Annotated in this window: 23 protein-coding genes; 7 read left to right on the forward strand and 16 right to left on the reverse strand. The window is 33.7% G+C overall.

Features of this window, described 5'->3' with window-relative positions; all coding sequences use genetic code 11:
• Positions 1-99: 99 nt before the first annotated feature.
• Genes BM253_RS00365 through BM253_RS00375 form a run of 3 tightly spaced genes read right to left on the reverse strand, consistent with a single transcriptional unit; the run spans position 100 to position 3,805 of the window.
• Entirely contained in the window at positions 100-795 is a 696-nt protein-coding gene (locus tag BM253_RS00365) for a porin family protein (protein WP_091517376.1), read from the reverse strand.
• A gap of 3 nt (positions 796-798) precedes the next feature.
• The gene (locus tag BM253_RS00370) at positions 799-2,049 is read right to left on the reverse strand and encodes a DUF3078 domain-containing protein (protein ID WP_177205665.1); all 1,251 of its coding nucleotides are present in this window, start codon (positions 2,047-2,049) and stop codon (positions 799-801) included.
• Positions 2,042-3,805: a 1-deoxy-D-xylulose-5-phosphate synthase gene (locus BM253_RS00375; protein WP_091517382.1), complete on the reverse strand. Its 1,764-nt coding sequence runs from the start codon at positions 3,803-3,805 to the stop codon at positions 2,042-2,044. The genes BM253_RS00370 and BM253_RS00375 overlap by 8 nt, the downstream gene beginning before the upstream one ends.
• A gap of 68 nt (positions 3,806-3,873) precedes the next feature.
• Here BM253_RS00375 and BM253_RS00380 point away from each other — a divergent pair, with 68 nt between their 5' ends.
• Positions 3,874-4,308 carry a nucleoside deaminase gene (locus BM253_RS00380; protein WP_397334384.1) on the forward strand — a complete coding sequence of 145 codons (435 nt, stop codon included), beginning with the start codon at positions 3,874-3,876 and terminating at the stop codon, positions 4,306-4,308.
• A gap of 221 nt (positions 4,309-4,529) precedes the next feature.
• Here the strand turns inward: BM253_RS00380 and BM253_RS00385 are convergent, their stop codons facing one another.
• From BM253_RS00385 to BM253_RS00410, 6 genes are all read right to left on the reverse strand, one after another.
• Positions 4,530-5,123, reverse strand: a complete 594-nt coding sequence (locus BM253_RS00385) for a porin family protein (RefSeq protein ID WP_091517388.1) — start codon at positions 5,121-5,123, stop codon at positions 4,530-4,532.
• A 158-nt stretch (positions 5,124-5,281) separates the two neighbouring features.
• Positions 5,282-5,980: a porin family protein gene (locus tag BM253_RS00390; protein ID WP_091517390.1), complete on the reverse strand. Its 699-nt coding sequence runs from the start codon at positions 5,978-5,980 to the stop codon at positions 5,282-5,284.
• Between the two features lie 144 nt (positions 5,981-6,124).
• Entirely contained in the window at positions 6,125-7,672 is a 1,548-nt protein-coding gene (locus BM253_RS00395; RefSeq protein WP_091518053.1) for an Rne/Rng family ribonuclease, read from the reverse strand.
• Between the two features lie 332 nt (positions 7,673-8,004).
• Positions 8,005-8,340 carry an HU family DNA-binding protein gene (locus BM253_RS00400; protein ID WP_262487566.1) on the reverse strand — a complete coding sequence of 112 codons (336 nt, stop codon included), beginning with the start codon at positions 8,338-8,340 and terminating at the stop codon, positions 8,005-8,007.
• 93 nt (positions 8,341-8,433) lie between these two features.
• A complete protein-coding gene (locus BM253_RS00405; protein ID WP_091517396.1) occupies positions 8,434-9,504 on the reverse strand; it encodes an alanine racemase in 1,071 nt (356 codons plus the stop codon).
• Between the two features lie 5 nt (positions 9,505-9,509).
• Complete coding sequence (locus tag BM253_RS00410) at positions 9,510-9,989, reverse strand: GNAT family N-acetyltransferase (RefSeq protein ID WP_245758420.1); 480 nt, start codon at positions 9,987-9,989, stop codon at positions 9,510-9,512.
• A gap of 73 nt (positions 9,990-10,062) precedes the next feature.
• Between BM253_RS00410 and mutY the strand changes: the two genes are divergently transcribed.
• The 4 genes from mutY to gldD are packed head-to-tail and all read left to right on the forward strand — an operon-like array spanning position 10,063 to position 13,437.
• A complete protein-coding gene (mutY, locus tag BM253_RS00415) occupies positions 10,063-11,103 on the forward strand; it encodes an A/G-specific adenine glycosylase (RefSeq protein ID WP_091517399.1) in 1,041 nt (346 codons plus the stop codon).
• 28 nt (positions 11,104-11,131) lie between these two features.
• A complete protein-coding gene (locus tag BM253_RS00420; RefSeq protein ID WP_091517402.1) occupies positions 11,132-11,581 on the forward strand; it encodes a single-stranded DNA-binding protein in 450 nt (149 codons plus the stop codon).
• Between the two features lie 19 nt (positions 11,582-11,600).
• Positions 11,601-12,884: a gliding motility-associated protein GldE gene (gldE, locus tag BM253_RS00425; RefSeq protein ID WP_091517405.1), complete on the forward strand. Its 1,284-nt coding sequence runs from the start codon at positions 11,601-11,603 to the stop codon at positions 12,882-12,884.
• Complete coding sequence (gene gldD / locus BM253_RS00430) at positions 12,871-13,437, forward strand: gliding motility lipoprotein GldD (RefSeq protein ID WP_091517407.1); 567 nt, start codon at positions 12,871-12,873, stop codon at positions 13,435-13,437. Before gldE ends, gldD begins: the two co-directional genes overlap by 14 nt.
• A gap of 34 nt (positions 13,438-13,471) precedes the next feature.
• Here gldD and BM253_RS00435 read toward each other — a convergent pair whose 3' ends face one another.
• The 4 genes from BM253_RS00435 to BM253_RS00450 all read right to left on the reverse strand — a co-directional run bounded on the left by BM253_RS00435 (position 13,472) and on the right by BM253_RS00450 (position 18,209).
• Entirely contained in the window at positions 13,472-14,014 is a 543-nt protein-coding gene (locus BM253_RS00435; RefSeq protein ID WP_091517410.1) for a heavy-metal-associated domain-containing protein, read from the reverse strand.
• Between the two features lie 44 nt (positions 14,015-14,058).
• Positions 14,059-14,706 (reverse strand): energy transducer TonB, encoded by a 648-nt coding sequence (locus BM253_RS00440; protein ID WP_091517412.1) that lies wholly within the window; start codon positions 14,704-14,706, stop codon positions 14,059-14,061.
• 14 nt (positions 14,707-14,720) lie between these two features.
• The gene (locus BM253_RS00445; RefSeq protein ID WP_091517415.1) at positions 14,721-17,843 is read right to left on the reverse strand and encodes an AsmA family protein; all 3,123 of its coding nucleotides are present in this window, start codon (positions 17,841-17,843) and stop codon (positions 14,721-14,723) included.
• Positions 17,844-17,930: 87 nt separating this feature from the next.
• Positions 17,931-18,209 (reverse strand): hypothetical protein, encoded by a 279-nt coding sequence (locus tag BM253_RS00450; RefSeq protein ID WP_091517416.1) that lies wholly within the window; start codon positions 18,207-18,209, stop codon positions 17,931-17,933.
• 343 nt (positions 18,210-18,552) lie between these two features.
• Between BM253_RS00450 and BM253_RS00455 the strand changes: the two genes are divergently transcribed.
• Entirely contained in the window at positions 18,553-19,860 is a 1,308-nt protein-coding gene (locus BM253_RS00455) for a tyrosine-type recombinase/integrase (protein ID WP_091517419.1), read from the forward strand.
• A 174-nt stretch (positions 19,861-20,034) separates the two neighbouring features.
• Positions 20,035-20,955, forward strand: a complete 921-nt coding sequence (locus BM253_RS00460; protein ID WP_091517422.1) for a DNA adenine methylase — start codon at positions 20,035-20,037, stop codon at positions 20,953-20,955.
• Between the two features lie 10 nt (positions 20,956-20,965).
• On the opposite strand, the gene BM253_RS00465 is transcribed toward BM253_RS00460, so the two are convergent.
• From BM253_RS00465 to BM253_RS00475, 3 genes are read right to left on the reverse strand one after another with little or no spacing between them, the layout of a single operon-like run.
• Positions 20,966-21,484: a hypothetical protein gene (locus BM253_RS00465; RefSeq protein ID WP_091517425.1), complete on the reverse strand. Its 519-nt coding sequence runs from the start codon at positions 21,482-21,484 to the stop codon at positions 20,966-20,968.
• Between the two features lie 8 nt (positions 21,485-21,492).
• Positions 21,493-22,005, reverse strand: coding sequence for a hypothetical protein (locus BM253_RS00470; RefSeq protein WP_091517428.1), 513 nt, complete (start codon positions 22,003-22,005; stop codon positions 21,493-21,495).
• Positions 22,005-22,220: a helix-turn-helix domain-containing protein gene (locus tag BM253_RS00475; protein ID WP_091517430.1), complete on the reverse strand. Its 216-nt coding sequence runs from the start codon at positions 22,218-22,220 to the stop codon at positions 22,005-22,007. The genes BM253_RS00470 and BM253_RS00475 overlap by 1 nt, the downstream gene beginning before the upstream one ends.
• Between the last annotated feature and the right edge of the window lie 104 nt (positions 22,221-22,324).

Below are 22,324 nucleotides of genomic sequence, written 5' to 3' on the forward strand. Positions count from 1 at the left end.
CATCGCATCTTGTCATAATTACACTTGTGAGACCCTGACCCGAGCTTGCGAACAGAACGAAGTTAAACAAGTTCAGGGTGACACGAATGATTGTAGCAACTACAAAATATAAAACATCAACCCTACATTCAGCATGTTTATATGGCTTGCGGTACCATCAATTGTATTTTTGTTGTACAAAGGTTTAAAACCGTAATAGCCGTATAAATTCCAGGTATTAAAACCTGCTGAAATATAAACTCCTAAATTTGATCTTGACAGCAGATCGCTGTTTTTAAAACTGTGATTTCCTAAAACGCCTTCGTACTTTGAAGTTGAATTCAACAAATAACTGTATTTAATTCCGGTATAAACTCGCCAGAATTTATGTGAATGTACTTTTGAATTACGCCAGCGAATTTCGATCGGAATCTCGATATAAGACAACTTTTGAACATTTTTTTCGCGATCATTGTCAATTTCAAAAGTAACGGGATTGTTATCAATCAATGCCATATTGTGTCGCAAATTATAGAATGCAAAACCAACACCCGGAGCAATGGCAACCGTTCGTTGTTTATTGATCGGAAAATCTCGCAGAAAACCAAAATTCGTTCCTATGGAAATAGAGTTCGTAGAGAAATTTTGCGGTTGTTTCATCATCAAAGTATGCGTAACGCCCACGTAAAACTGATCTTCACGATAAAACGGATCGGTTACTTTTATGGTTCTGTCCAAAGCAGGCAAACTATCAATTGCTTGCGAAAATGTTTTGACAGAAACCAAGAGTATCAATATGCTAAAAAAAACTTTCATCTCTTAAAAATTATAAACCAAACCAACACTTAACAATTGTTTAAATTGTACGCGCGGACCTTGGGTAATCTGGGTTCCGTTTACGTCGCGTTTGTTTTTTATATCATCATCATAAATCAAATGTCCGCCTAAAGTTGCTTTAATTAAACTGTTTACTTTCATTTCAATTTGAAGCTGCCAATCTACATCCACATTTCCAAAGTTATTCAGATAATCGGTATAAAGGGTCAGGTTGTTTTTAAGATTAACGTTTTTCATGATAGATTTATTCCATTCACTTGTAAACAAAAAACCAAATTCGTTTCGTGATTTTTTCCCGGCTCTTAACAGCGTCCCGTCTTCAGCATAAATAGCGCCCGGTAAACCAAACTCCCCTTTATTCGCCAAAGTATCATCTAAAACCAGCGTAGATTTTAAGGTAAGTGGCGAAATGTAGGCTTTAAAGTTATTTTTGAAATATTCTGAACCGATACCCGCAAAAAGATACGCCGGTGCAAATGCGCGCGAAATTGGATCGTCTACGTTAGGATATGCGTAACCGTTTGCCATTTGGGTGTTAAGCGTCATTTTTGCAGAATAATACCAGTTTGATTTTACCGATGTTTTGTAACCGAAAGATGAATTGATGTTTAAAACGTCGTCGGTTTTACGCAATTCCAGATTTTCCTGTTTATTTAAACCGTAACGCACTTTTAATTCATTTAACCAAACAGTTCGTCCCTTTTCATATTTTCTGGTGAAATCGCCTTTTACGATACCCGAAACAGAACTAAAACCACCGGCATTCCAATTAGAGAACGTTCCTTGGTTGATATCTAACCCAAAACTGTTCGTTTTTTTCCAGAAACTGACTTCAGAACGAATTGGAGACAAGGCATCATACGGAATTTGAAAGTTTGATCGGGGCATTCTATCGTACACAAACCCGTTTGGTTTTGATATTAAAAAGTACGCCAAATCGGTATTCTTATTTCGTTTGGTAACTTCGAATGTTGAAACAACAACCTGTTGCACATCGCCCGATTTTAAGTTCATAAGTACCGAATCTTGCAAAACCATTTTAGGTTCAACCGTAATTGGTCGTAAAAAAATAGTATCGTTTCTTTTTACCAGCGTATCAAAAACCGAAAACTGCGTTCTATAAAAAGTATTTACATCTGTACTTGTTTTTTTTATCTGCAAAGAATCTAACGGTTGCGAGAAACCAACTGCCGACAATAACATAAAAAAAACAACGATCTTAAATTTAAACATTCTGTACTTTTTTAAATAAATTCTGCATAAATTCCACATCTAATCCACACTGTTTAAGCTGTTCGTTCACCGTAGCATGCTCTATAAAAACATCGGGAACACCTAAATTTATCACCTTAATATTTATATTGTTTGCCAAAATAATCTGATTGATTACACTGCCAAAACCGCCTTTAATTACACCTTCTTCTACCGTAATAATGGTTTCGAAACCGCTAATCAACTCCACAATTTCTGTTTTGTTTAAAGGTTTGATCTGCAAGAAATGATGCACCGCAAAATAATCTTCATCAAAACTTAATGCTTCTAAAACGTTTTCTAAAATGGTTCCAGTTGAAAAAACGGCTGCTTTTTTTCCTCTTTTAATTAATTGAATTTTAGAAAGATCGATCTTTTCAAAAGAAACTTTCCAGTTTTCGACTGATGAATATCCACGTGGATAACGAATTGCCACAGGTTTAGAATTATTCTGCAACGTAAACAGCGTTTGACGCAATTCTACAGCATCTTTCGGAGCCAAAATAGTTAGGTTTGGAATTGCCTGTAAATACGCAATATCGAAAACTCCCTGATGTGTTGCACCGTCTTCGCCCACCAAACCGGCACGATCTATACAAAAAATAACCGGAATGCTCTGTAACGCTACATCGTGAATTAATTGGTCGTAAGCACGTTGCAAAAAAGTAGAATAAATGGCACAAAAAACAGTGAAACCACCCAATGAAATACCGGCTGCCAAGGTAACAGCATGTTGTTCTGCGATGCCAACATCAATTGCACGTTCCGGAAATTGATCCATCATGTATTTTAGCGAACTTCCTGTGGGCATTGCAGGTGTGATGGCAAATATTTTAGGATTTTGCTGTGCTAATTCTAATAAAGTGAGCCCGAAAACATCTTGATATTTTGTAAACTTCTGTGTATTATTTTCAAGCAGATCACCTGTAATTTTATCAAATTTTCCCGGTGCATGATACAATACCTGATTTTCTTCTGCCTGTTTTAAACCCTTACCTTTTGTGGTTGTGATATGCAAAAACTGTGGCCCGCTTTTAGCCTTCAATCTTTGTAATTCATGAATCAATGCTTTTAAATCGTGCCCATCAATTGGTCCCACATATTTAAAATTCAATGATTTAATCATGTTGTTACTCTTCGGATTTTCGCCTTGTTTTACCTGCATTAAATAGCTTTTCAGCGCACCCACACTCGGATCGATCCCAATAGCATTATCATTTAAAACAACAATTAAATTGGCATTTGTTACACCTGCGTGATTTAAGGCTTCAAACGCCATTCCTGAAGCAATAGACGCATCACCAATCACCGCAACATGCTGAATATCGTTTTCGCCTTTCAATTTACTCGCAATCGCCATTCCCAAAGCCGCAGATATGGATGTAGATGAATGCCCAACTCCAAAAGCATCGTATTCGCTTTCGCTGATTTTAGGAAATCCGCTCAATCCGTTTTTTTGTCGGTTGGTTTCAAAATCGGCTTTACGTCCCGTTAAAATTTTGTGCACATAGGCTTGGTGACCTACATCCCAAACCAGCTTGTCAACAGGCGTATCAAACACATAATGCAAAGCAATGGTTAGTTCTACAACTCCCAAACTCGCACCCAAATGACCGCCGTTTACCGAAACAACATCGATAATAAACCTACGGATCTCGTCTGCCAACTGTTGCAGCTGTTCCAAGGTTTTCGATTTTAAATCGGCAGGAAATTGAATTGTTGGTAAAATTGGGGTCATTAACTTTTAAATTATTAAACAAATTTACAATAATATCTTATTTTTGAACGAATAATTTACTGATTGAAATGCTGTTGAACGACGAATATTTTATGCGGATTGCTTTAAATGAGGCAAAAGAAGCGCTTTTAAAAAATGAAATTCCTATTGGAGCTGTTATTGTAGCGAATAATTCCATAATAGCGAAAACGCATAATTTAACCGAGAATTTGAACGATGTTACAGCACATGCAGAAATGCAGGCTATTACGGCTGCTGCAAATGCCATTGGTGGTAAGTATTTAAAAAACTGCACCATGTATTTAACGGTTGAACCATGCCAAATGTGTGCCGGTGCGTTGTATTGGAGTCAGATTTCAAAAATTGTTGTTGGTGTACAAGACAACAAGCGTGGTTTTACCACGATGGGCGGACAACTGCACCCGAAAACGGAAATTGTTTACGGTGTTTTAGAAGATGAATGTAAGGAATTGATGCTGACTTTTTTTCAGAATAAAAGATAAAAGCTGTTTAAGAAACACTAATTTGTCAAGCTGAACTTGATTCAGCTTCTCATAAAAGTTTTTAATCAAAATAAGTGAGATTCCGGATCAAGTCCGGAATGACAATAATTAACTTTCCTAAACAGCTTTCTTATTTAGTTCTCGACACAGAATTTCTCCGCTTCTCTTTGAAATTCTTACTCGAACTGACGTAAAATTTAACTTATTTAAAAACCTACGAATTAAAAACGATAGCCTACAGAAAGTTGCATTACTCGGTTTTTCCAATCAACATTCGGATCATCGATAACATTGGTCATTCCGGCATTGTAACGCGCAGAAATCATAAAGTTCAAAGGTAAGTTGACACTTAAACCAACATTCAAAGAGAAATCGAAATCATTGAATTTAGCACTGTCTGGATCTAAATCAGAAAATTTAACTTTAGAATCGGTTAAAAATCCTGCTTGTGGACCTGCTTCAATGGCGATTCCGTTGGTAATATAATATTTTAACATCAACGGCACGTTTACATAATTCAAATTAAAATCGTGCTCAACCGTAGCATTTTCAAAGGTAGTTTTCCACTTACCACCTGCTGACGAATAATAAACTTCGGGCTGAATGGCGAATTTATTAAAACGGATTTCGGCAAATGCACCAACGTGAAATCCATTAATGGAATTATTGTCGTGAAACTCTTGCCAGCTTTTTCCTGCTAATTTGGCGTTGTTATAACCTACTTTAGGTCCAAATGAGAAATCTTGCGCCTGTACTGCATTTCCGCATAAAAACACAGTAAAAAGCATTGCTATCATTTTAGGTAACTTTTTCATAGTATTGGGGTTTATGAATTGTTTATCAAATTTTAATCCAAAGCCGAAGTTACTCAAAATAACATAAACATGCTATATACCAAATTACTAAACTGTAACTTTTTTCCACAAAAAAACCGCAACATATTGTTGCGGTTTTACTTAATATCTTTACTTAATTAGAATTTGTAACCAACAGATATTTGGATTACTCCATTTTTAATATCATAGGCAGGATTCTTATACTCAATACCCTCAACAGTTTCTGTATACTCTTTAGATATTTTTGCCAATCCAAAATTGTAACGAGCACCTACAAAAAAGCCGTTATCTAAATTAAAACTTGCTCCAACGCCTACACCAAAATCAATAGAATTTGTACCATCTTTCATGTCTTCTGTTGCGCTTTCACTCTCAGTTACACCAGCCATTGTAAGTGTTCCTTCAGTTTTAACTTCAGATTTAATATTAAAACCAACATAAGGCCCTGCCTCAAATGCCAAACTTGGAATTACATAATATTTAGCCATAATAGGCACATTAATATAATGCAAATTCCATTTTGCTTCTGCTTCGTAAGCAAAAGTTTGTCCCATAATTGTTTCTGATCCAGATTGTTCCGCTTTACCTCCTTGAACAGAATATAAAAGCTCAGGTTGGATAGCAAATTTGTCATTAAATTTAATTTCTGCAAAAGCACCAACGTGAAAACCTACTTGTCCTTTATCAAGTTTAATTGTTTCCCCATCTTCTTTAATTTCTCCATTAATTTTAGCAAAGTTCACACCTGCTTTTGGACCAAATTTCACTTCTTGCTGCGCCAATGCACTGGTAGAGAACGCAACTAACCCTAATAAGGTTAAGGTAATTTTTTTCATAAATAGTATCTTTTAATAATTTATTTAGCAGCAAATATAGTAATTTAAATATTTTAACAAAATATTTAAACCATTTATTCCCCGTTTTATTAACAATTAAGAATTAATAAAAACAAAAATGCCGAACATAAGTCCGGCATTTTGTTATTCAATCTGGTTTCCTTGTTTGTCAAAGAAATGGTATTCTAAATAGGTGTAGGCATCGCGTGGTACAATTTTTATCCAACGTTTGTGTTCTAAAAACCATTTGGCACGTGCCGACGGAAATCCTTTTGTAAGATACGCAGCTATAAAAGGGTGCGCATTTAAAACAATACTTTTATTGTCTTTAATAATTCGTTCCAGGTCAGCTGATATTTTATCAATAACTAAAATCGGAGCCTCAATTTCTCCTTCACCGTTATGGTCAGGGTTTTCTTCTTTTGTTTTGATAGAAACTTCAGGTCTAACTCTTTGTCTAGTAATTTGAATCAATCCAAATTTACTAGGAGGCAAGATTTTGTGTTTTGCTTTATCATCGCTCATTTCTTCTTTTAGGAAATCGTATAAAACTTTACGATTTTCGGGATTACTCATGTCGATAAAATCAACAACAATAATTCCGCCCATATCGCGCAATCTTAACTGGCGTGCAATTTCTGATGCGGCGATCATGTTTACTTCAAGAGCTGTGTCCTCTTGAGATTGAGCTTTGTTTGAGCGGTTTCCGCTGTTCACATCGATAACATGCAAAGCTTCGGTATGTTCTATGATTAAGTAGGCTCCTTTGCTCATAGATACGGTTTTGCCGAATGAAGTTTTAATTTGTCGTTCAATATGATATTTCTCGAACAACGGCACTTCTTTGTTGTTATAATGCTTTACAATGGAAACTTTTGAAGGGGCTATTTCTTGCAGATAGTCCTTCGTTTGGTAATAAAGTTCATCGTCATCTATATGAATTCCGGTGAAAGTATCGTTAAAAACATCGCGCAGTATGCTTGATGCCCTGTTTACTTCGCCAAAAACTTTTGATGGATGATGAGCTGTGGTTAAACGTTTACAAAGTAAAATCCATTTATCCATTAAACCTTGTAAGTCTTTTTCTAATTCTGTAACATTTTTGCCTTCGGCTACTGTACGAACAATAACGCCGAAACCTTTTGGTTTAATAGTAAGCATCATTTTTTTAAGACGATCTTTTTCTTGTTTTGATTCGATTTTTTGTGAGATCGAAACACGTTCTGAAAAAGGAACCAATACTAAATATCTTCCTGCCAACGATAGTTCTGAACTAATTCGCGGACCTTTGGTTGATATAGGTTCTTTAACTATTTGTACTAAAACTGACTGGTTGGCACTTAACACATCGGTTATAACGCCGTTTTTGTCAATTTCAGGTTCAAAAGGAAATTTCTTAAGAGTGAAATCATTTAATTTACCTGCGGTTACAAGCTTTGTAAACTTCATGAGCGTAGGAAGGTTTGGACCCAAATCGTGGTAATGTAAAAAGGCATCTTTATCGAAACCAACATTTACAAACGCCGCGTTTAAACCGGGAACAGGCTTGCGAATTTTTGCTATAAAAATATCGCCAACCGAGAAACCTTTTTCGTCTTCCCTATCTCTGTGCAGTTCTACTAATTTTCCATCTTTTAATAAGGCAAAATCTACTGTATTGGAACCAGACCTAATAATTAACTCTTTGTTCACTTGGTACATTTTTATCCATACAATTTTAGTCGAAAGTCAAACGTTGAAAGTCAAAAGCAGAAAAACTTAAAACTTAAAACCTACAACTTATAACCTAAAAGTACAGATGGATTAAACATTAAACAGGTATTACCCTTTCTTTTAAACTAAAATTTAAAAGATTTTTCAAAGAACTTTTTAATTTGTAATAAAAGAAAAAGTAGTTATAAACTACTTTTTCTTTTTGTGACGGTTAGCTCTCGCTCTTTTTTTACGTTTGTGCGTAGCTACCTTATGTCTTTTTCTTTTTTTACCACTTGGCATAATCTTGTAGTTTTTAAGTTAGTAATAATTTATTTTACGTCTGTGTTTGTTTTAACACCTTCTACGAACACTTTAGCTGGTTTAAAAGCCGGAATGTTGTGAGCAGGGATTTTAATTGTTGTGTTTTTAGAGATGTTTCGTCCCGTTTTTTCGGCTCTAGTTTTAATAATAAAACTACCAAAACCTCTTAAATATACGTTATCTCCACTTTCTAAAGAAGATTTTACTTCCTCCATAAAAGATTCCACAGTTGCCTGCACATCACCTTTCTCAAGCCCTAATTTCTCTGAAATTTTAGCTACAATGTCTGCTTTAGTCATTATCTCTTTATAAATTAATTTGTTGTCTGTTTTTTGAGTGTGCAAATATATTAATTTTATTATAATATCAACCTTTCAAAGCATTAAATTTTAATGAAGTAACCAATACTTTTTGTTTTTGCACACCAAAATTCAGCACTATTCCACTACTTTTTCTATGTACGATGAGTTCATTGCACGCAAAGCACCCATATAATTTAAGGTAAATTCCAGATAATCGCCCACCTTATATTTTTTGTCGTTTGTTTGTAAATCAACAATAATCATATCAGAACTGGCGCCAAAAAACTTTATATTTTCATCTTTAGGAAAGATATTTGCCTGATCTACATCTAAAATTCCTAAATCTAAAATGGCACGGAACGATTTTTTACCGATTTGTTTTTCATCGAATTTAAAAGATTTCCCTTCTAAATTGGTTCCAAAATCACCTTCGGGAACTCTCGGTTTTTCAATCAGTTCAATAATTTCTGCCTTCAAAGTAAAAATATCTTGCTTCAGCAGATTACTTGGTGCATCTCTATAAACATCGGTTCCCTGATACAGCGTTTCGCCTACCCTGAAATGATTTACGCCAGCCGGCAGTTTGTTCTGGAATATCAACGGAATGGTTACAGAAGATCCACCCGAAACATATTGGATTTTTTTATTGAACTTCGCCTCGATCAATTGTTTGTACAATGAAAGCTGAATTAACTTATCGGTACTTGGCAGTACGCCGTACAAACACGACAGATTGGTACCAATTCCCACAACTTCGATATTTTTTAACTGAAAAACCTGGTCGTAGAACGAAATCACATTATCGCGCATAACACCTTCTCGCAACTCGCCCAATTCAATCATAATAATAATTTTATGGATTTTGTTTTGTTTTTGGGCTTCTGCAGACAACAGTTTAATGGTTTCGATATCGGTATTCATGCTGATATCGGCATATTTTACCACAGATGCAACCGAGCGTTTTGGCGTAGGTTTTATGTAAATTGTTTCAACTTTCGGGTTGATTTTTTTGATCGCTTTTAAATTGCTAACCCGTGAATCGCATACCTGATTAGGCATTAAACTTAAAACTTCTTTCAAAAAAAGTTCGTTTCCGCAGAGAATTTTAGTAACAACAGACCATTGAATTTCTTTTAGTTTAAAGAAATAATCTAAACGTTCAAAATTGTATTGTAAACGTTCTTTGTGTAAAGTAATTATCGCCATAACAATTACTTGTTTAAGCGCATTTCTAAATACTTATTGGTAAAACCTAGCTTTTCGTAAAGTTTTATAGCAGGATTGTCTGGTTCTACGTGCAGGGCAATGTTTCCTTTGGCGTTGTCGATTGCGTGCTGCATTAATGCTTTACCAATGCCTTTTCCGCGTTGGTTGGCATCGGTTGCAATGTACACCAGAATATTTTCGGGAATGTAGTCTTTCATGCCGGTTTCGTTGACAATTACCGCACCTGCAATATTGTTTTCTAACGAAGCAGTTACGATGAATCCACCGAACGACGGAGTTTCGTTCAAGGCATAATTCATGCACTTTTCGATATCCTGTTTTGGATCGCCGTATTGCTCTAAATTTTTAAATAGAAAGTTTAAAATTGTTTCTTTTTCATTTTGATCAGGTTTGTTTTCTTGACTGTACGTCTTGATTTCTAACATATTCATTTTTTTAATTTCTACTATTACAAAGTTACTCATTTTAAATTAAACCCTTTTTTTGACCGATCTTCCATACTTTTATCATGTATCTTTGCACCTTAAAATTGTATTGATGGATTTTACCCACCAACTGCTTAATTGGTATAAAAAACACAAGCGGAGTTTACCGTGGCGAACCACCACAAACCCTTACTATATATGGCTTTCTGAAATTATTCTGCAGCAAACACGTATTGAACAAGGCTTGCCGTATTACGAGGCTTTTACTACAAAATTCCCTACTTTAAAAGATCTGGCAACGGCAGATGAAGATGCGGTTTTGAAACTTTGGCAGGGTTTGGGTTATTATTCGCGTGCACGAAATTTACATTTTACGGCGCGATATATTTACAACGAACTCAACGGTGTTTTTCCGAAATCGTATGCTGAAATTATTAAACTGAAAGGTATTGGACCTTACACAGCGGCGGCAATAGCATCGTTTGCATACAAAGAACCGGTTGCTGTGGTTGATGGAAATGTGTTTAGAGTTTTGGCTCGATTTTTTGGTATTTATGATGATATTGCTGTTACTAAAACCCGAGCTGTTTTTCAAAATCTGGCAAATGAACTGATCTCAACAAAACATCCCGATTTGTTCAACCATGCCATTATGGATTTTGGTGCAACCGTTTGTTTACCTGCAAATCCAAAATGCAATAGCTGTATTTTTAATGATAACTGTTTTGCTTTGTTGAAAAATGAAGTTGCGCAGTTACCCGTAAAAAACAAAAAGATCAAAGTTAAAGATCGGTATCTGAATTATCTTATTTTAAGAAAAAATAATGAAATTGTAATTCAGCAACGAACAGAAAAAGACATTTGGCAACAGTTATTCGAACTTCCGCTTATTGAAACCTCATCAGATAATGAAGAAGAATTGTTCCTGCATTTATCAAACCTGTATCCAAACAACAGCATAAAAAAAGTTACTGCAAATAGCATCAAACACAAATTATCGCATCAGCAACTGCATATCAATTTTTATGAAATAAATGTTTCAAACTTTACATCAAACCAACAAACATCGGCAATCAGCGATTTACATAATTATGCGTACCCGATTGTTATATGGAATTTTCTAAAAGATTTTTTTACGCTTGAAAAAATTTAGTATTTTTGATTGATAACGAACACATTTTATGTACGGAACTTTAAACAAAGTAACTTTAATTGGTCATTTAGGCGACGATGTAAAAATGCATTATTTTGAAGGCGGTAATTCTATTGCCCGCTTTTCTATTGCTACCAACGAGGTTTACATTAACAAAACCACCAACGAAAAAATTACTTCTACCGAATGGCACAACCTTGTTTTTAGAAACAAAGCTGCCGAACTGTGCGAGAAATATTTAAGCAAAGGCGATAAAATTTATGTAGAAGGAAAAATTCGCACGCGCAACTGGCAAACCGAAGACGGTACTACAAAACATACGACCGAAATTCAGGTTACCGAATTTATTTTTCTGAACGTAAAAAAAGAAATTGATGCGAAAACCAAGGCAATGAAACATGCCGAAGAAGATAAATTGAACAATTTTGAAGTTCCTAAAATTTCTGATTACGACAAACTAAACGATATTCCATTTTAATAACTAAAATTTTCACCATTTGGATCCCGACCCCGCCACATTACAATTACTTTTTATAACTTTTACAAGTTTTTGTTTAATTGCTTCCTTATTTTTTGTTGCATTATTTGCAGCCGTAGAAGTTGCGTATTTTTCAACCTCTAAAAACCGTTTTGAACAGCTTTTGGCATCTTTTCCGCACAAAGCAAAACTGTATCAAAAATTACTCGATAAACCCATAAAACTGCAAGTTACAATTAATTTAAGCAATACCATTTTCAAGGTTTTGTTCTTGTGGAGTTTGTTCGTAATCTATAATCATTTCTTTTTTACGCGTTTTTGGGGTATCATCATTGTAATATTAATCGGAACTTTTACGCTGGCATTATTCGGCGAAATTTACCCACGAATTTACAGTTCGCGCCAATTAAACAAAGTAGTTGTTAAAACCATTAAACCCATTTATTTTTTCTGCACCGTATTAACGCCTGTTACCTGGATTTTTAGAAAAACCAATCGGTTTATCATGGGAAAGATCGACAAAAAAGACGATTCGTTTTCTATGGAACAATTGTCGCAAGCATTGGAAATGACCGATTACAACCCAGCAAACGAAGACGAACAGCGTATTTTGGAAGGAATTGCCTCTTTTGGATCAACCGAAGTTACACAGGTAATGACGCCGCGTATTGATATTTTTGCGTTGAGTGACGATGAACTTTTTCATGAAATTTTGCCGCAAATTGTAGAGAAAGGTTACTCGCGAATTCCGGTTTACAAAGACAGTATCGATAATATTACGGGTATTTTGTACATTAAAGATTTGATTCCGTTTTTAGATAAAAAAGTTTTTCAGTGGACAACTCTTTTGCGCGAACCTTACTTTATTCCCGAAAGTAAAAAGTTAGACGATTTATTGACCGATTTTCAATCAGATAAAAACCATTTAGCGGTTGTTGTCGATGAATTTGGCGAAACCGTTGGAATTATATCGTTAGAAGATATTATTGAAGAAATTGTGGGCGAAATTGCCGATGAATTAGATGAAGACGATAAATTGTATCAAAAATTAAATGCAAATGTTTATATCTTTGACGGAAAAATATCGATTCTTGATTTTTGCAGGATTTTAGATATTGACGAAGAACCGTTTGAAGAAAGCAGACAAGATGCCGAATCGTTAGGTGGATTTTTATTGGAACAATTTGAAGATTTCCCGAAAACCGACGATGTAATAACCTTTGAAAATTATCGTTTTAAAGTGGTAAGCATTCACAAACGCCGATTAGAAAAAATTAAAGTAACCATTAATGAAAACCAGTAAATTTTTAATTCCCGCTATAATCGCATTGGCTTTAACAAGCTGTAAAGAAAATGCCATACCAAAACCCGATGGTTATTTAAGTTTAGAATATCCTACAGCGGCTTATGAAACTTACACCGAACCCGGAGGAAAATTCAAATTTAACAAAAACAAATGGGCTGTTGTAAAACCCGATGAAAATTTTTCTTTTAAAATTGATTACCCTAAAATGAAGGCGAGTATTTACATGAATTACCGCCCGGTGAACAACAACCTAAATTTATTGTTGAAAGATGCCCAAAAGTTAACTTATAACCACACCATAAAAGCAGACGATATTCAGGAATCTATTTTTGAACATCCTGAAAAAAAGGCTTATGGCATGTTTTATAAAGTAATTGGTGATGCTGCAACCAACGTGCAGTTTTATGTAACCGACAGCACCAAAAACTTTGTGGTAGGTACGCTGTATTTTTACTCAAAACCAAATTTCGATTCTATTTATCCGGCTACGAAATACATCGAAGATGACATGAAAACCTTAATGGAATCTATAGAATGGACGAACAAATAATAAAAAAACTCTTGATTTCTCAAGAGTTTTTTGTTTAGATTATATTTTGTTTTGTAGTTGCTTTCTTATCTTTTTTGTCTTTACTGCAACATCCGTCTTTTTTCTTTTCAGTACCTTTTTTGTCACCGCAAGATTTACCGTCTTTGTGAGATGAACAACATTTCTTTTGATCTGTTTTATCATCTTGGAAAACCATTGCCATTTCTTTAGAAACGTTGATATTCTCTACTTTATAAGCTCCGTTTGCAATTTCCTCTACCATGTTTTTGATAGCTTCTGGGTTTTGTTTTGCATCGTCAAATTCTACCGTAGCGGTTTTGGTATCAAAATCAACTTTAGCACTTTTCATGCCGTCCATTTTCGCTAATTTCCCTTCAATAACCTTTGCACAACCAACGGCACAAGACATACCTTCTACCTGAAATGTAGCTTTTTGCATAGTTCCAGCAACTTCTGTAGATGCTACTTTTTCAGTAGTTTCTGTAGTAGTTTCTTTTTGTTCGTTCGATGTTTGTTTACAGCTTACCATAAAAGCAGCAGCCATAAATAATAATGATATTCCTTTTAATGTTTTCATATTTAGACTATTTAGTACTTGCAAAGATATTTATAAATTTAATATCAGTTACTACCTAATTGAAATTTAATAGGCAAAGTAAATGTCGATTTTACAGGTTTTCCATCAATCTTAGCTGGTGTCCATAATTCTGTTTTACGTTCTAAGAATCGGGTAACTTCAAATCGAAAGGCTCCATCGGCAGGTTGTATGTCACTAATTTTGATTTTTCCTTTCTCATCAACTTCAAAAATCACTTTATAAGACGAATATTTAAAACTTCTGTAATAAGTGGTAAAAATATATTTCACAAACGATTCATAAAAAGCATTCAAACCTTCTTTAGGATGTGCTTTCTCCATGTTTGCTAACTTCTCTTTATCTAATTTAACAGGAATTAAGACCATTTGTGTATTTTCTAATCCATTATTCTTCCCTGCAACCCATTCGGTATTTTCTACAAACTTTTTTAATTCTTTATAAAAAAATGAAGCATAGGGATCTAATGATGTTAGTTTCACATTAGACAAACTATCTACAGTAACCTGCATTGTAAATCCTTCTTTCTCGTAATAACTTGGAGGAATAGATAATTTCTCTTGAAGTTCCTTTGTAAGCATTTCTATTCCTTGTTTTGGATAAGGAGCTACACTTTGTTGCGCATTAATAATAAGTGATGTTGAAAATAAAATTAATAACAGTGTTTTTTTCATTATTATATTATGATTTATTGTTGTTTTAAAGTATCAATCGATTTTTTATAAGCTTCGTAATCTTCATCATCCTCTGCTAAATCTTCATTCTTGTATTTACCCAGTTTAATATCCATTTTATCGCTTGTTCCGTTTACTGTGATAGGAATCCCAATGATTCCAAAAGGCGGTAAGCCCAAACGCATACCCAAATTCATTTTACCGTCTAACGTAACCTGACCTTCTACCCGCGGACGAAAGCCTGCAATCTTGAATTTGGTTCGTTCAATGGTCATAACGTTATTGGCAATCGAAGTTTTAACCACCACATTTTTTACGTTGGCATCGCGCAAAGCATCGGTTTTTGTTTCGCTGGCAACCGCATTAAACAATTTAAAACCTTTAAACTGAATGTTTTCTAAAATTAAATCGCCCGAACCTTTGATAGAATTCATGTTTGGATACATTTCTTTGTTCAATGTACCTTGCAACTGATATTTTAAAGAAACCTGACCCGAAGCGCTTTCTGCAGCCGGAGCCATTTCACGGAACAATGCCAGTTGTTTATAAGCTTTTTGAATATCGAACTGTTGCGCATCAATATCAAAATTAAACAAGGCACTTTTGGTATTTATTGGTTGATACAAACCGTTCAGTAAAAACTGCGTGTCAATTAAACCGAATTTTGCTTCGTGCAATGCCAGTTTTTGATCGAACACTTTTAAAACGCCGCTTAAATTATCTAACTGTAAATCGTTGAATTTTACTTTTTGAGCGTTTGCCGTTAGTTCAAAATCAATTTTATCGGGAACTAAAACTACACTTCCACCAGAATTTGACGCTGACGCTGCTTTTGATGCATTTGGATTTGCCGGCAACATAAACGAATTAACATCGATAAACTGCGATGTAACAGCCAATTTTCCTTTCAGTGTTGCATTCGGAGTTAGAAAATAATTGATGTAATTTTCCAGATCGCCATTTAACACAAAGGTTTGTTTGGCATAATTCATTTTGATATTTTCTAGCTTCATTTGTTTGCGGAAGAACTTGAATTTTCCATCGGTAAAAACAAAATCGTGCGGAAAAAATTCCGATTTAATATGAATATCCTTCAACAGCACAAAACCTCGGTTGTTAAGCGACGAAGGATCATCTGCCCCGCCCTTTCCTTTCAGTTTCACATCGGTTTCTAACTGTCCCGAAACACTTAATCCGTCAATTGCAAAAACCTTGTACAAATTACCCAGATTCAGTTTTCCTTTTGTTCCTATATCAAACGTCAAATTGTTAAAATTGAACAGATTTGCATCAACCATAAATGGTTCGTTCGCCAAGACAAACGAGATTGGCAATACGTTTACACGCAAATCGTTCAGCGAACCACGTGGCGATGAAATATGCGTTTCCAGATTTATTTTTTCCAGCGGAAGATCAGGCAAGCTGTTGTAACGCAGATAACCGTTTTTAAGCTTCACGATTGATGTGGTGACAGGAATTTTGTTTCGATCCAGATCTAATCGCCCTTTTGCTTTGGTATCAACCGTTAATTGTCCGCCAAAATCGACTTCCTTAATTGGAAAAATCTTTTCTATGTTTGATAAATTCACAAAAGCCTTCAGATCAGTATCGGTATTAAAATCGATTAAATTGTCAATTTTCAATCGTCCTTTTACGTAATCATCTGCTGCTTTAATATCGATATTTTTAACATCAACTTTGGTGATTTTATAATTTCCGTTGGTATTTTCCGCATTCAAATCAAAAGTCAACTGATCAATCGCCAAAGGCATTTCGTTCCATTTAAAATAACCGTTTGTCCAGTTTGCCTGAACATTAAATTTAGGAATCTCGGTAATTTCGGTAATTAAAGTTCCTTGCTTATTTTTAAAAGATTTCGTTGTGTAATTACCTTTTGCAGATCCGTTTAAAACCACATCTCCTTTTAGCTGCATGCCAGAAATTGCAAGCGTTTGCCACAGCTGCGTAACATTTAAATTAGCGTTTAGATCAGCATCTACAAACATTGGAAATTTATACAAAGCTTTACCATTTGCATGACCTTTACCCAAATTAAAAGCGAATTCGGGGATAGTTACCGTTAACGAATCGGGATTTAACTGTGGTAGATTGAGCTCGGTTTTTGTGTGCAGATTTTCAATCGGAATGTTTTGAAACTGTTTAGCAGCGATTGATCCGTTAGCGATATCCAGCTTAATGTTTAAATCGGGATTTGAAACGCTGTCTTGCATCAATCCTTTTAACAACAGATGAATGTTCGATGTTCCTTTAAACGTCATTCCATCGTACCATTTCTGATATTCTTTCGGAACAAGAGAAAACAGATTTTCAAGCGATGCGTTGTTGGATTTTACATCTAAATTAAAGTCGATTCCTTTTTCAAGAACGGCTACTTTTCCCAGAACATTTAAAGGTAAATTCGCCAAAAGCAGTTCACTTTCATTGAACTCAACCGAAACAGGATCAAGATTTACTTTTGTGTTTATGGTTCCTTTCAACGGTTTATGATCGACCAAAATGCTTTTATCCAACCCAAAAAACAATGATTTAATATCGGCTTCGGTTTCAAAATTAATGTATTTGTCGGTCACTTGCACATCGCCAGTAATGTTGGTATTTTTAGTCTGAATTTTTATTTTAGATTGATCGTCCTGATACAAAACGTCAGTATTTTTAACATGGATTTTGTTCAGCGCCAAAGAAAATGAACTATCAGAAGAGGGTTCATCGGAAGGTTTAAAAATAGCGAACGAAAAATTGCCCAGACTATCGGTTACCACATTAAATTTGCCTTTGTTTACATACAGTTTTGTAAACTTAATCTGATCTGAAAACAGACTGAACAAATCGATCCCTAAATCAACCGAATTGCTTTCAACCGTTTTAAGATTACCAAATTCTGCAGGAGCTTGAATGCTTAAATCTTTTAACGAGACACTTAAATTGGGGAAATTTGTAAAAAACGATACGTTTAAATCGGTAAAATTTACCGGAGTAGTAACAAATTCTGCAGCTGCATCTTTTACAGCGGTTTCTATGGGCTTTTTAAAAAGTTGCGGTGCAATTAGGACAAATCCAATGAGTACCAACAAAGCAATACCCGTATATTTAAGCCCTTTTTTTATTTTTGTGTTCATTTACAACAATACAATTTTTTGCAAAGATAAGGCAGTTATTGCGATTGTATTAGAATTTTATAGCACTATGCCTTCGGTTCGATAAAATTATCGAGTAGAATGCGATTTTCTTTTCATTTTTGCTGGTAAATTCTCCAATTTACTTTTCACATCATCGGTCAATTCATTTTGGCTAACGTACATTCTTATCTGCATATTTAGTTCGTGGAGATAAACGCCCATTATTATCTTTTGCAGCTCTAATCGCTCATATAAATCTGTCAGCAACTTTACTTTACTTTCATTATCTGTTAAAGCACTGTTTTGTTCCAACACCTTTGCAATTATGATTTTAAGTAGATTGTATTCGTCTGAAGTAAATTTCATTTCGAAAAATTAAAATACAAAGTAACTAAAAAGTATTAAGAAAAACTATGTTAGTTATTATTCTTTAGAAAATAAAAAACCTCCAATTCAAATGAATTAGAGGTTTTTGTGCGGGTGATAGGACTCGAACCTAAACTAACCAGCATACAATTTGACACATTTAGAATCATTACTAAAACCAATGAGAAACCCAACAAAATCAATACATAATAAACTTTTAGAAAAGGTTTTATTATTTAGACAAATTGCATGAAATTGAATAAAAATGTAAATTGGTAGCACAACGGTAGCACAAGTTTATTTTTTCATTACTTTTGAATTGCTCTATAATCAAAAAATTAAAATGGCAACAATCAAATACTTTCTAAGAAGCAAAAAAGATGTTTCACAGATATACGTACGTTTTTCTATAAGTCGTGATTTATTCTTCAGACGTAAAACAGATTTTGTTATTGATGTAAAAGACTGGAGTGAAAAAACAAGTTTACCAAAACAAAATTCTGCCGAAAGTAAAAACCTTATTTCTAAACTTAACAAATTAGAAAACTACATTTTTGATCGTTACAATGAAGATTTAGCACAAGGTGTTATTTTTGATTCTAATTGGGTTGACGACTGTATAAATAAATGTTTCAATCGCGTTGAGAAAACTGACAACTCTATTTTCATTAACTATATTCAGTACATTATAGACAATTCAGCTACTAGAGAAGTAAGAAATAATAAAATCGGTTTAAGTCCTAACACTTTGAAAAATTATAAATTATTTAAAAATCTTATTGGAAATTATCAGAAGGACATAAAAAAGCAAATTCAATTCAAGGATATAAACAAAGCTTTTACAGATAAATTCAAGAATTGGCTAATAACAGAAAAAGGATATTCGGTAAATTATGCAGGGCGACAATTTGAAATGATTAAAACAGTTTGTATCGATGCTCAAAAAAATGACATAGAAGTTACTCCTCATTCAACAAAACTAAAATCGTTTAAAGAATCCGAAGATGATAAACACATACAAACATTATCTTTTGATGAATTAGAACAAATACGAAATACCGAAATGCCAACTCCTGTATTGAAAGAAGTAAAAAAATGGATTTTAGTAGGCTGTTACATTGGGCAACGTGGTGGAGATTTATTAAATTTAACTAGTAATAATTTACGGATTAATTCTAAAGGAGTTTATGTTGATGTAATTCAAGAAAAAACAAAAAAGAATGTTACAATAGGTGTAGTAAAAGATTATATCGTTGATATTCTTATTAACGATTTTCCCAAGCAAGTATCTCATCAACGTTTTAATAAATATATTTCAAAAGTTTGTGAACTTGCCAAAATTAACCAAAAGGTTGAAGGTTATAAATTTAACAACAAAACAAATAGGCGCGAATTTGACATCTATCCAAAACACGAACTTATTACCTCACATTGTTTCAGACGTTCATTTGCAACGAATTTTTACAAAATGATGCCAACCGCTGTACTAATAAACATAACAGGACATAGTACAGAAAATATGTTTTTAAAATATATTAACCAAAGAGCTGATAAGGATTCAAATGCGGATTTGTTTATGGAATTCTTTGAAAAAATGAACGATAGACAAGAACCCAAAATGAAAATAGTAAAAAAAGTAAATCAAAATTAATTATGGATATAACTAAATGTTCTAATGAAGATTGTATGCGCAAAGCCAAATGTTAGCCGACACCCCAAAACGACCGTGCTAAAAATCAACATTCGGACAAAAATGAACTTCCAAACAGACTTTTAAGACGGAAAAATATTGTAAATTTGAAGCTTATAACTGAATTAAATTAGGATGACAGATATTAAAATAGCAAAACCGTTTTTAAAGTGGGCAGGTGGAAAAACCCAGCTAATAAACGCCATTGAACGGACTTTGCCAACGCAAGTAACTAAAGAAAAATTTACATATATCGAGCCATTTGTTGGAAGCGGTGCGGTTTTATTTTGGATGATTAACAACTTTCCAAAACTTGAAAAAGCTGTAATAAACGACATCAACGAGGATTTAATAAATACATACAAAACCATTGCTTCAAATCCAAAAGAATTGATTTCAATTCTTGAAATTCTACAAAATGAATTTCACAATTTGGAAGGAAGTGAAGAAAATAAAAAACTCTATTACTACCAAAAAAGAGAATTGTACAATACAAGAAAAGAAGAAAAAAGCGGACAAGCCGCTTTGTTTATTTTTCTAAATCGTACTTGCTTTAATGGTTTGTACAGAGTTAATAGTAAAAATATATACAATGTTCCAATGGGAGGTTATAAAAGACCAACTATTTGCGACAAGGAAAATATTTTGGCGGTAAATAACGCTTTACAAAAAGTGGAAATTTTATCCGGAGATTTTGAACAAACCCTTGACTTCGCAAGTGACAACTCATTGTTTTATTTTGATCCACCTTACAAACCTTTGAGCGAAACTTCAAGTTTTAATTCATACGCAAAAGATGAATTTAACGATAACGAACAAATTCGCTTAAAAGAGTTTTGCACAAAATTGGATGCATTAAACCATACTTGGATTTTAAGTAATTCGGATGTAAAAGGGAAAAACGCAAACGATAATTTCTTTGACGATTTATATTCCGATTTTTCGATTTCGAGAGTAAATGCAAAAAGAAACATTAACGCAAATCCTGAAAAAAGAGGAAAATTAACGGAATTATTAATTACAAACCATTCTAATATAGAAATTCAGGCTATTTAGCCTGAATTCTTTATTCTAATCCCAATCTATTTAAAGGTAATTCTTCAAAAAAATAATCACATCCTACACTTCTAATATATTCAAATACATCTCTATTACTAGGCTGATTAAACCAATCATTCAAAACATAATAGAATTGAACGTTGATATCTATTGGAGAAAATAATTTCACATATTGCTTTCTCTTAAAATCACAAGTTTGGAGTTTTTCGTCAACAGAACCTGCTCCATTTTGAAATTTCTTTTCTATTATATAAATAGTGTTATCTACTAATAAAGCACCATCGGGCAGTAATTTCTTTGAGATATAATTAGAATAATCAATTCCTCTACTTTGTAGAAGTTTTTTATATAAGCCGTGTTTTTCATAATAATGAGCTACGATTTCACCATTCTTAAAAACTTGATTTTCTAAAACTGAAAATTCTGGATGATTATTTATTGCATCAATTAAATGTGTGCGAGCTTCAAATTCCAATCCATTTACATTAGTTTGAGCTCCTCCACCAACTGTATTTATTCTTCTCATTTTTAAATCTATATTTCTTGAATTCCACTATAAAACATTGCTCTACCTGAATAATTCCAATATGTTACATCTTGCTCAACAAAAAGCCATTTTATACACTCAAGAAGTATTTCCGAATCTATTCCAATTCCAAAATTGAAATCAGCTTTATCGGGATTTAAACAATTGTATATTTTTTCAATTTGAATTTTTAACTCATTATAAAGGCTTGCATTTGTCTGTTTTTTCAAAATCAAATCATCTATAATATTTCCGTGTGTGGGTCTTGAAGTTGCTCTTCCATTTGGATTAAAGTTTATATTTGAGACATTCAAAGTGAAGTCAAAACCGTTATTAAATTGAGCGGGTCTTTTAAGATAAACTTCCTTGTCACCCTTCTTCATTACAACATAATTATATTTAGAAGTTAACTCACCCTTACCAGTTCCAGGAACTTCATTCAAGAAAATATTAATAATTTCCTTTCTTAATTCTGATCTATCATTTTTAAATGTATGTTTTGTTAAATCAACTGTTATCATTAATCAAATTTTAGTAGTTCTGAAATGCTTATTTTAAAAACCTCAGCGAAGACATTGATATTGATTAATGAAGGATTACGTTCTCCTCTTTCAATCATACCAATATAAGTACGATGAAAACCCGTTTCATCAGCAAGTTCTTCTTGAGACCAATTTTTATCTTTTCTAAGAACTTTAATACGTTCACCAAACTTTACTAATAATTCCGTTTTCATAATCTCCAAAATTCTTTTAATTTTTCTTTAAAAGCTACATACAATAAGTATCATTTTTATATATCTTTGCCTATGAGAAATTTATTAATTTAGCTCTAATTATT

The organism is Paenimyroides ummariense (assembly GCF_900115115.1).
In the GTDB taxonomy this organism is placed as follows: Bacteria; Bacteroidota; Bacteroidia; order Flavobacteriales; family Flavobacteriaceae; genus Flavobacterium; species Flavobacterium ummariense.

Bases quoted from the DNA above. Each gene is read 5' to 3' on its own strand.
- BM253_RS00365 (WP_091517376.1), bottom strand. From the start codon at position 795: ATGAAAGTTTTTTTTAGCATATTGATACTCTTGGTTTCTGTCAAAACA.
- BM253_RS00370 (WP_177205665.1), bottom strand. From the start codon at position 2,049: ATGTTTAAATTTAAGATCGTTGTTTTTTTTATGTTATTGTCGGCAGTT.
- BM253_RS00375 (WP_091517382.1), bottom strand. From the start codon at position 3,805: ATGACCCCAATTTTACCAACAATTCAATTTCCTGCCGATTTAAAATCG.
- BM253_RS00380 (WP_397334384.1), top strand. From the start codon at position 3,874: ATGCTGTTGAACGACGAATATTTTATGCGGATTGCTTTAAATGAGGCA.
- BM253_RS00385 (WP_091517388.1), bottom strand. From the start codon at position 5,123: ATGAAAAAGTTACCTAAAATGATAGCAATGCTTTTTACTGTGTTTTTA.
- BM253_RS00390 (WP_091517390.1), bottom strand. From the start codon at position 5,980: ATGAAAAAAATTACCTTAACCTTATTAGGGTTAGTTGCGTTCTCTACC.
- BM253_RS00405 (WP_091517396.1), bottom strand. From the start codon at position 9,504: ATGGCGATAATTACTTTACACAAAGAACGTTTACAATACAATTTTGAA.
- BM253_RS00410 (WP_245758420.1), bottom strand. From the start codon at position 9,989: ATGAGTAACTTTGTAATAGTAGAAATTAAAAAAATGAATATGTTAGAA.
- mutY (WP_091517399.1), top strand. From the start codon at position 10,063: ATGGATTTTACCCACCAACTGCTTAATTGGTATAAAAAACACAAGCGG.
- BM253_RS00420 (WP_091517402.1), top strand. From the start codon at position 11,132: ATGTACGGAACTTTAAACAAAGTAACTTTAATTGGTCATTTAGGCGAC.
- gldD (WP_091517407.1), top strand. From the start codon at position 12,871: ATGAAAACCAGTAAATTTTTAATTCCCGCTATAATCGCATTGGCTTTA.
- BM253_RS00435 (WP_091517410.1), bottom strand. From the start codon at position 14,014: ATGAAAACATTAAAAGGAATATCATTATTATTTATGGCTGCTGCTTTT.
- BM253_RS00440 (WP_091517412.1), bottom strand. From the start codon at position 14,706: ATGAAAAAAACACTGTTATTAATTTTATTTTCAACATCACTTATTATT.
- BM253_RS00445 (WP_091517415.1), bottom strand. From the start codon at position 17,843: ATGAACACAAAAATAAAAAAAGGGCTTAAATATACGGGTATTGCTTTG.
- BM253_RS00450 (WP_091517416.1), bottom strand. From the start codon at position 18,209: ATGAAATTTACTTCAGACGAATACAATCTACTTAAAATCATAATTGCA.
- BM253_RS00455 (WP_091517419.1), top strand. From the start codon at position 18,553: ATGGCAACAATCAAATACTTTCTAAGAAGCAAAAAAGATGTTTCACAG.
- BM253_RS00460 (WP_091517422.1), top strand. From the start codon at position 20,035: ATGACAGATATTAAAATAGCAAAACCGTTTTTAAAGTGGGCAGGTGGA.
- BM253_RS00465 (WP_091517425.1), bottom strand. From the start codon at position 21,484: ATGAGAAGAATAAATACAGTTGGTGGAGGAGCTCAAACTAATGTAAAT.
- BM253_RS00470 (WP_091517428.1), bottom strand. From the start codon at position 22,005: ATGATAACAGTTGATTTAACAAAACATACATTTAAAAATGATAGATCA.
- BM253_RS00475 (WP_091517430.1), bottom strand. From the start codon at position 22,220: ATGAAAACGGAATTATTAGTAAAGTTTGGTGAACGTATTAAAGTTCTT.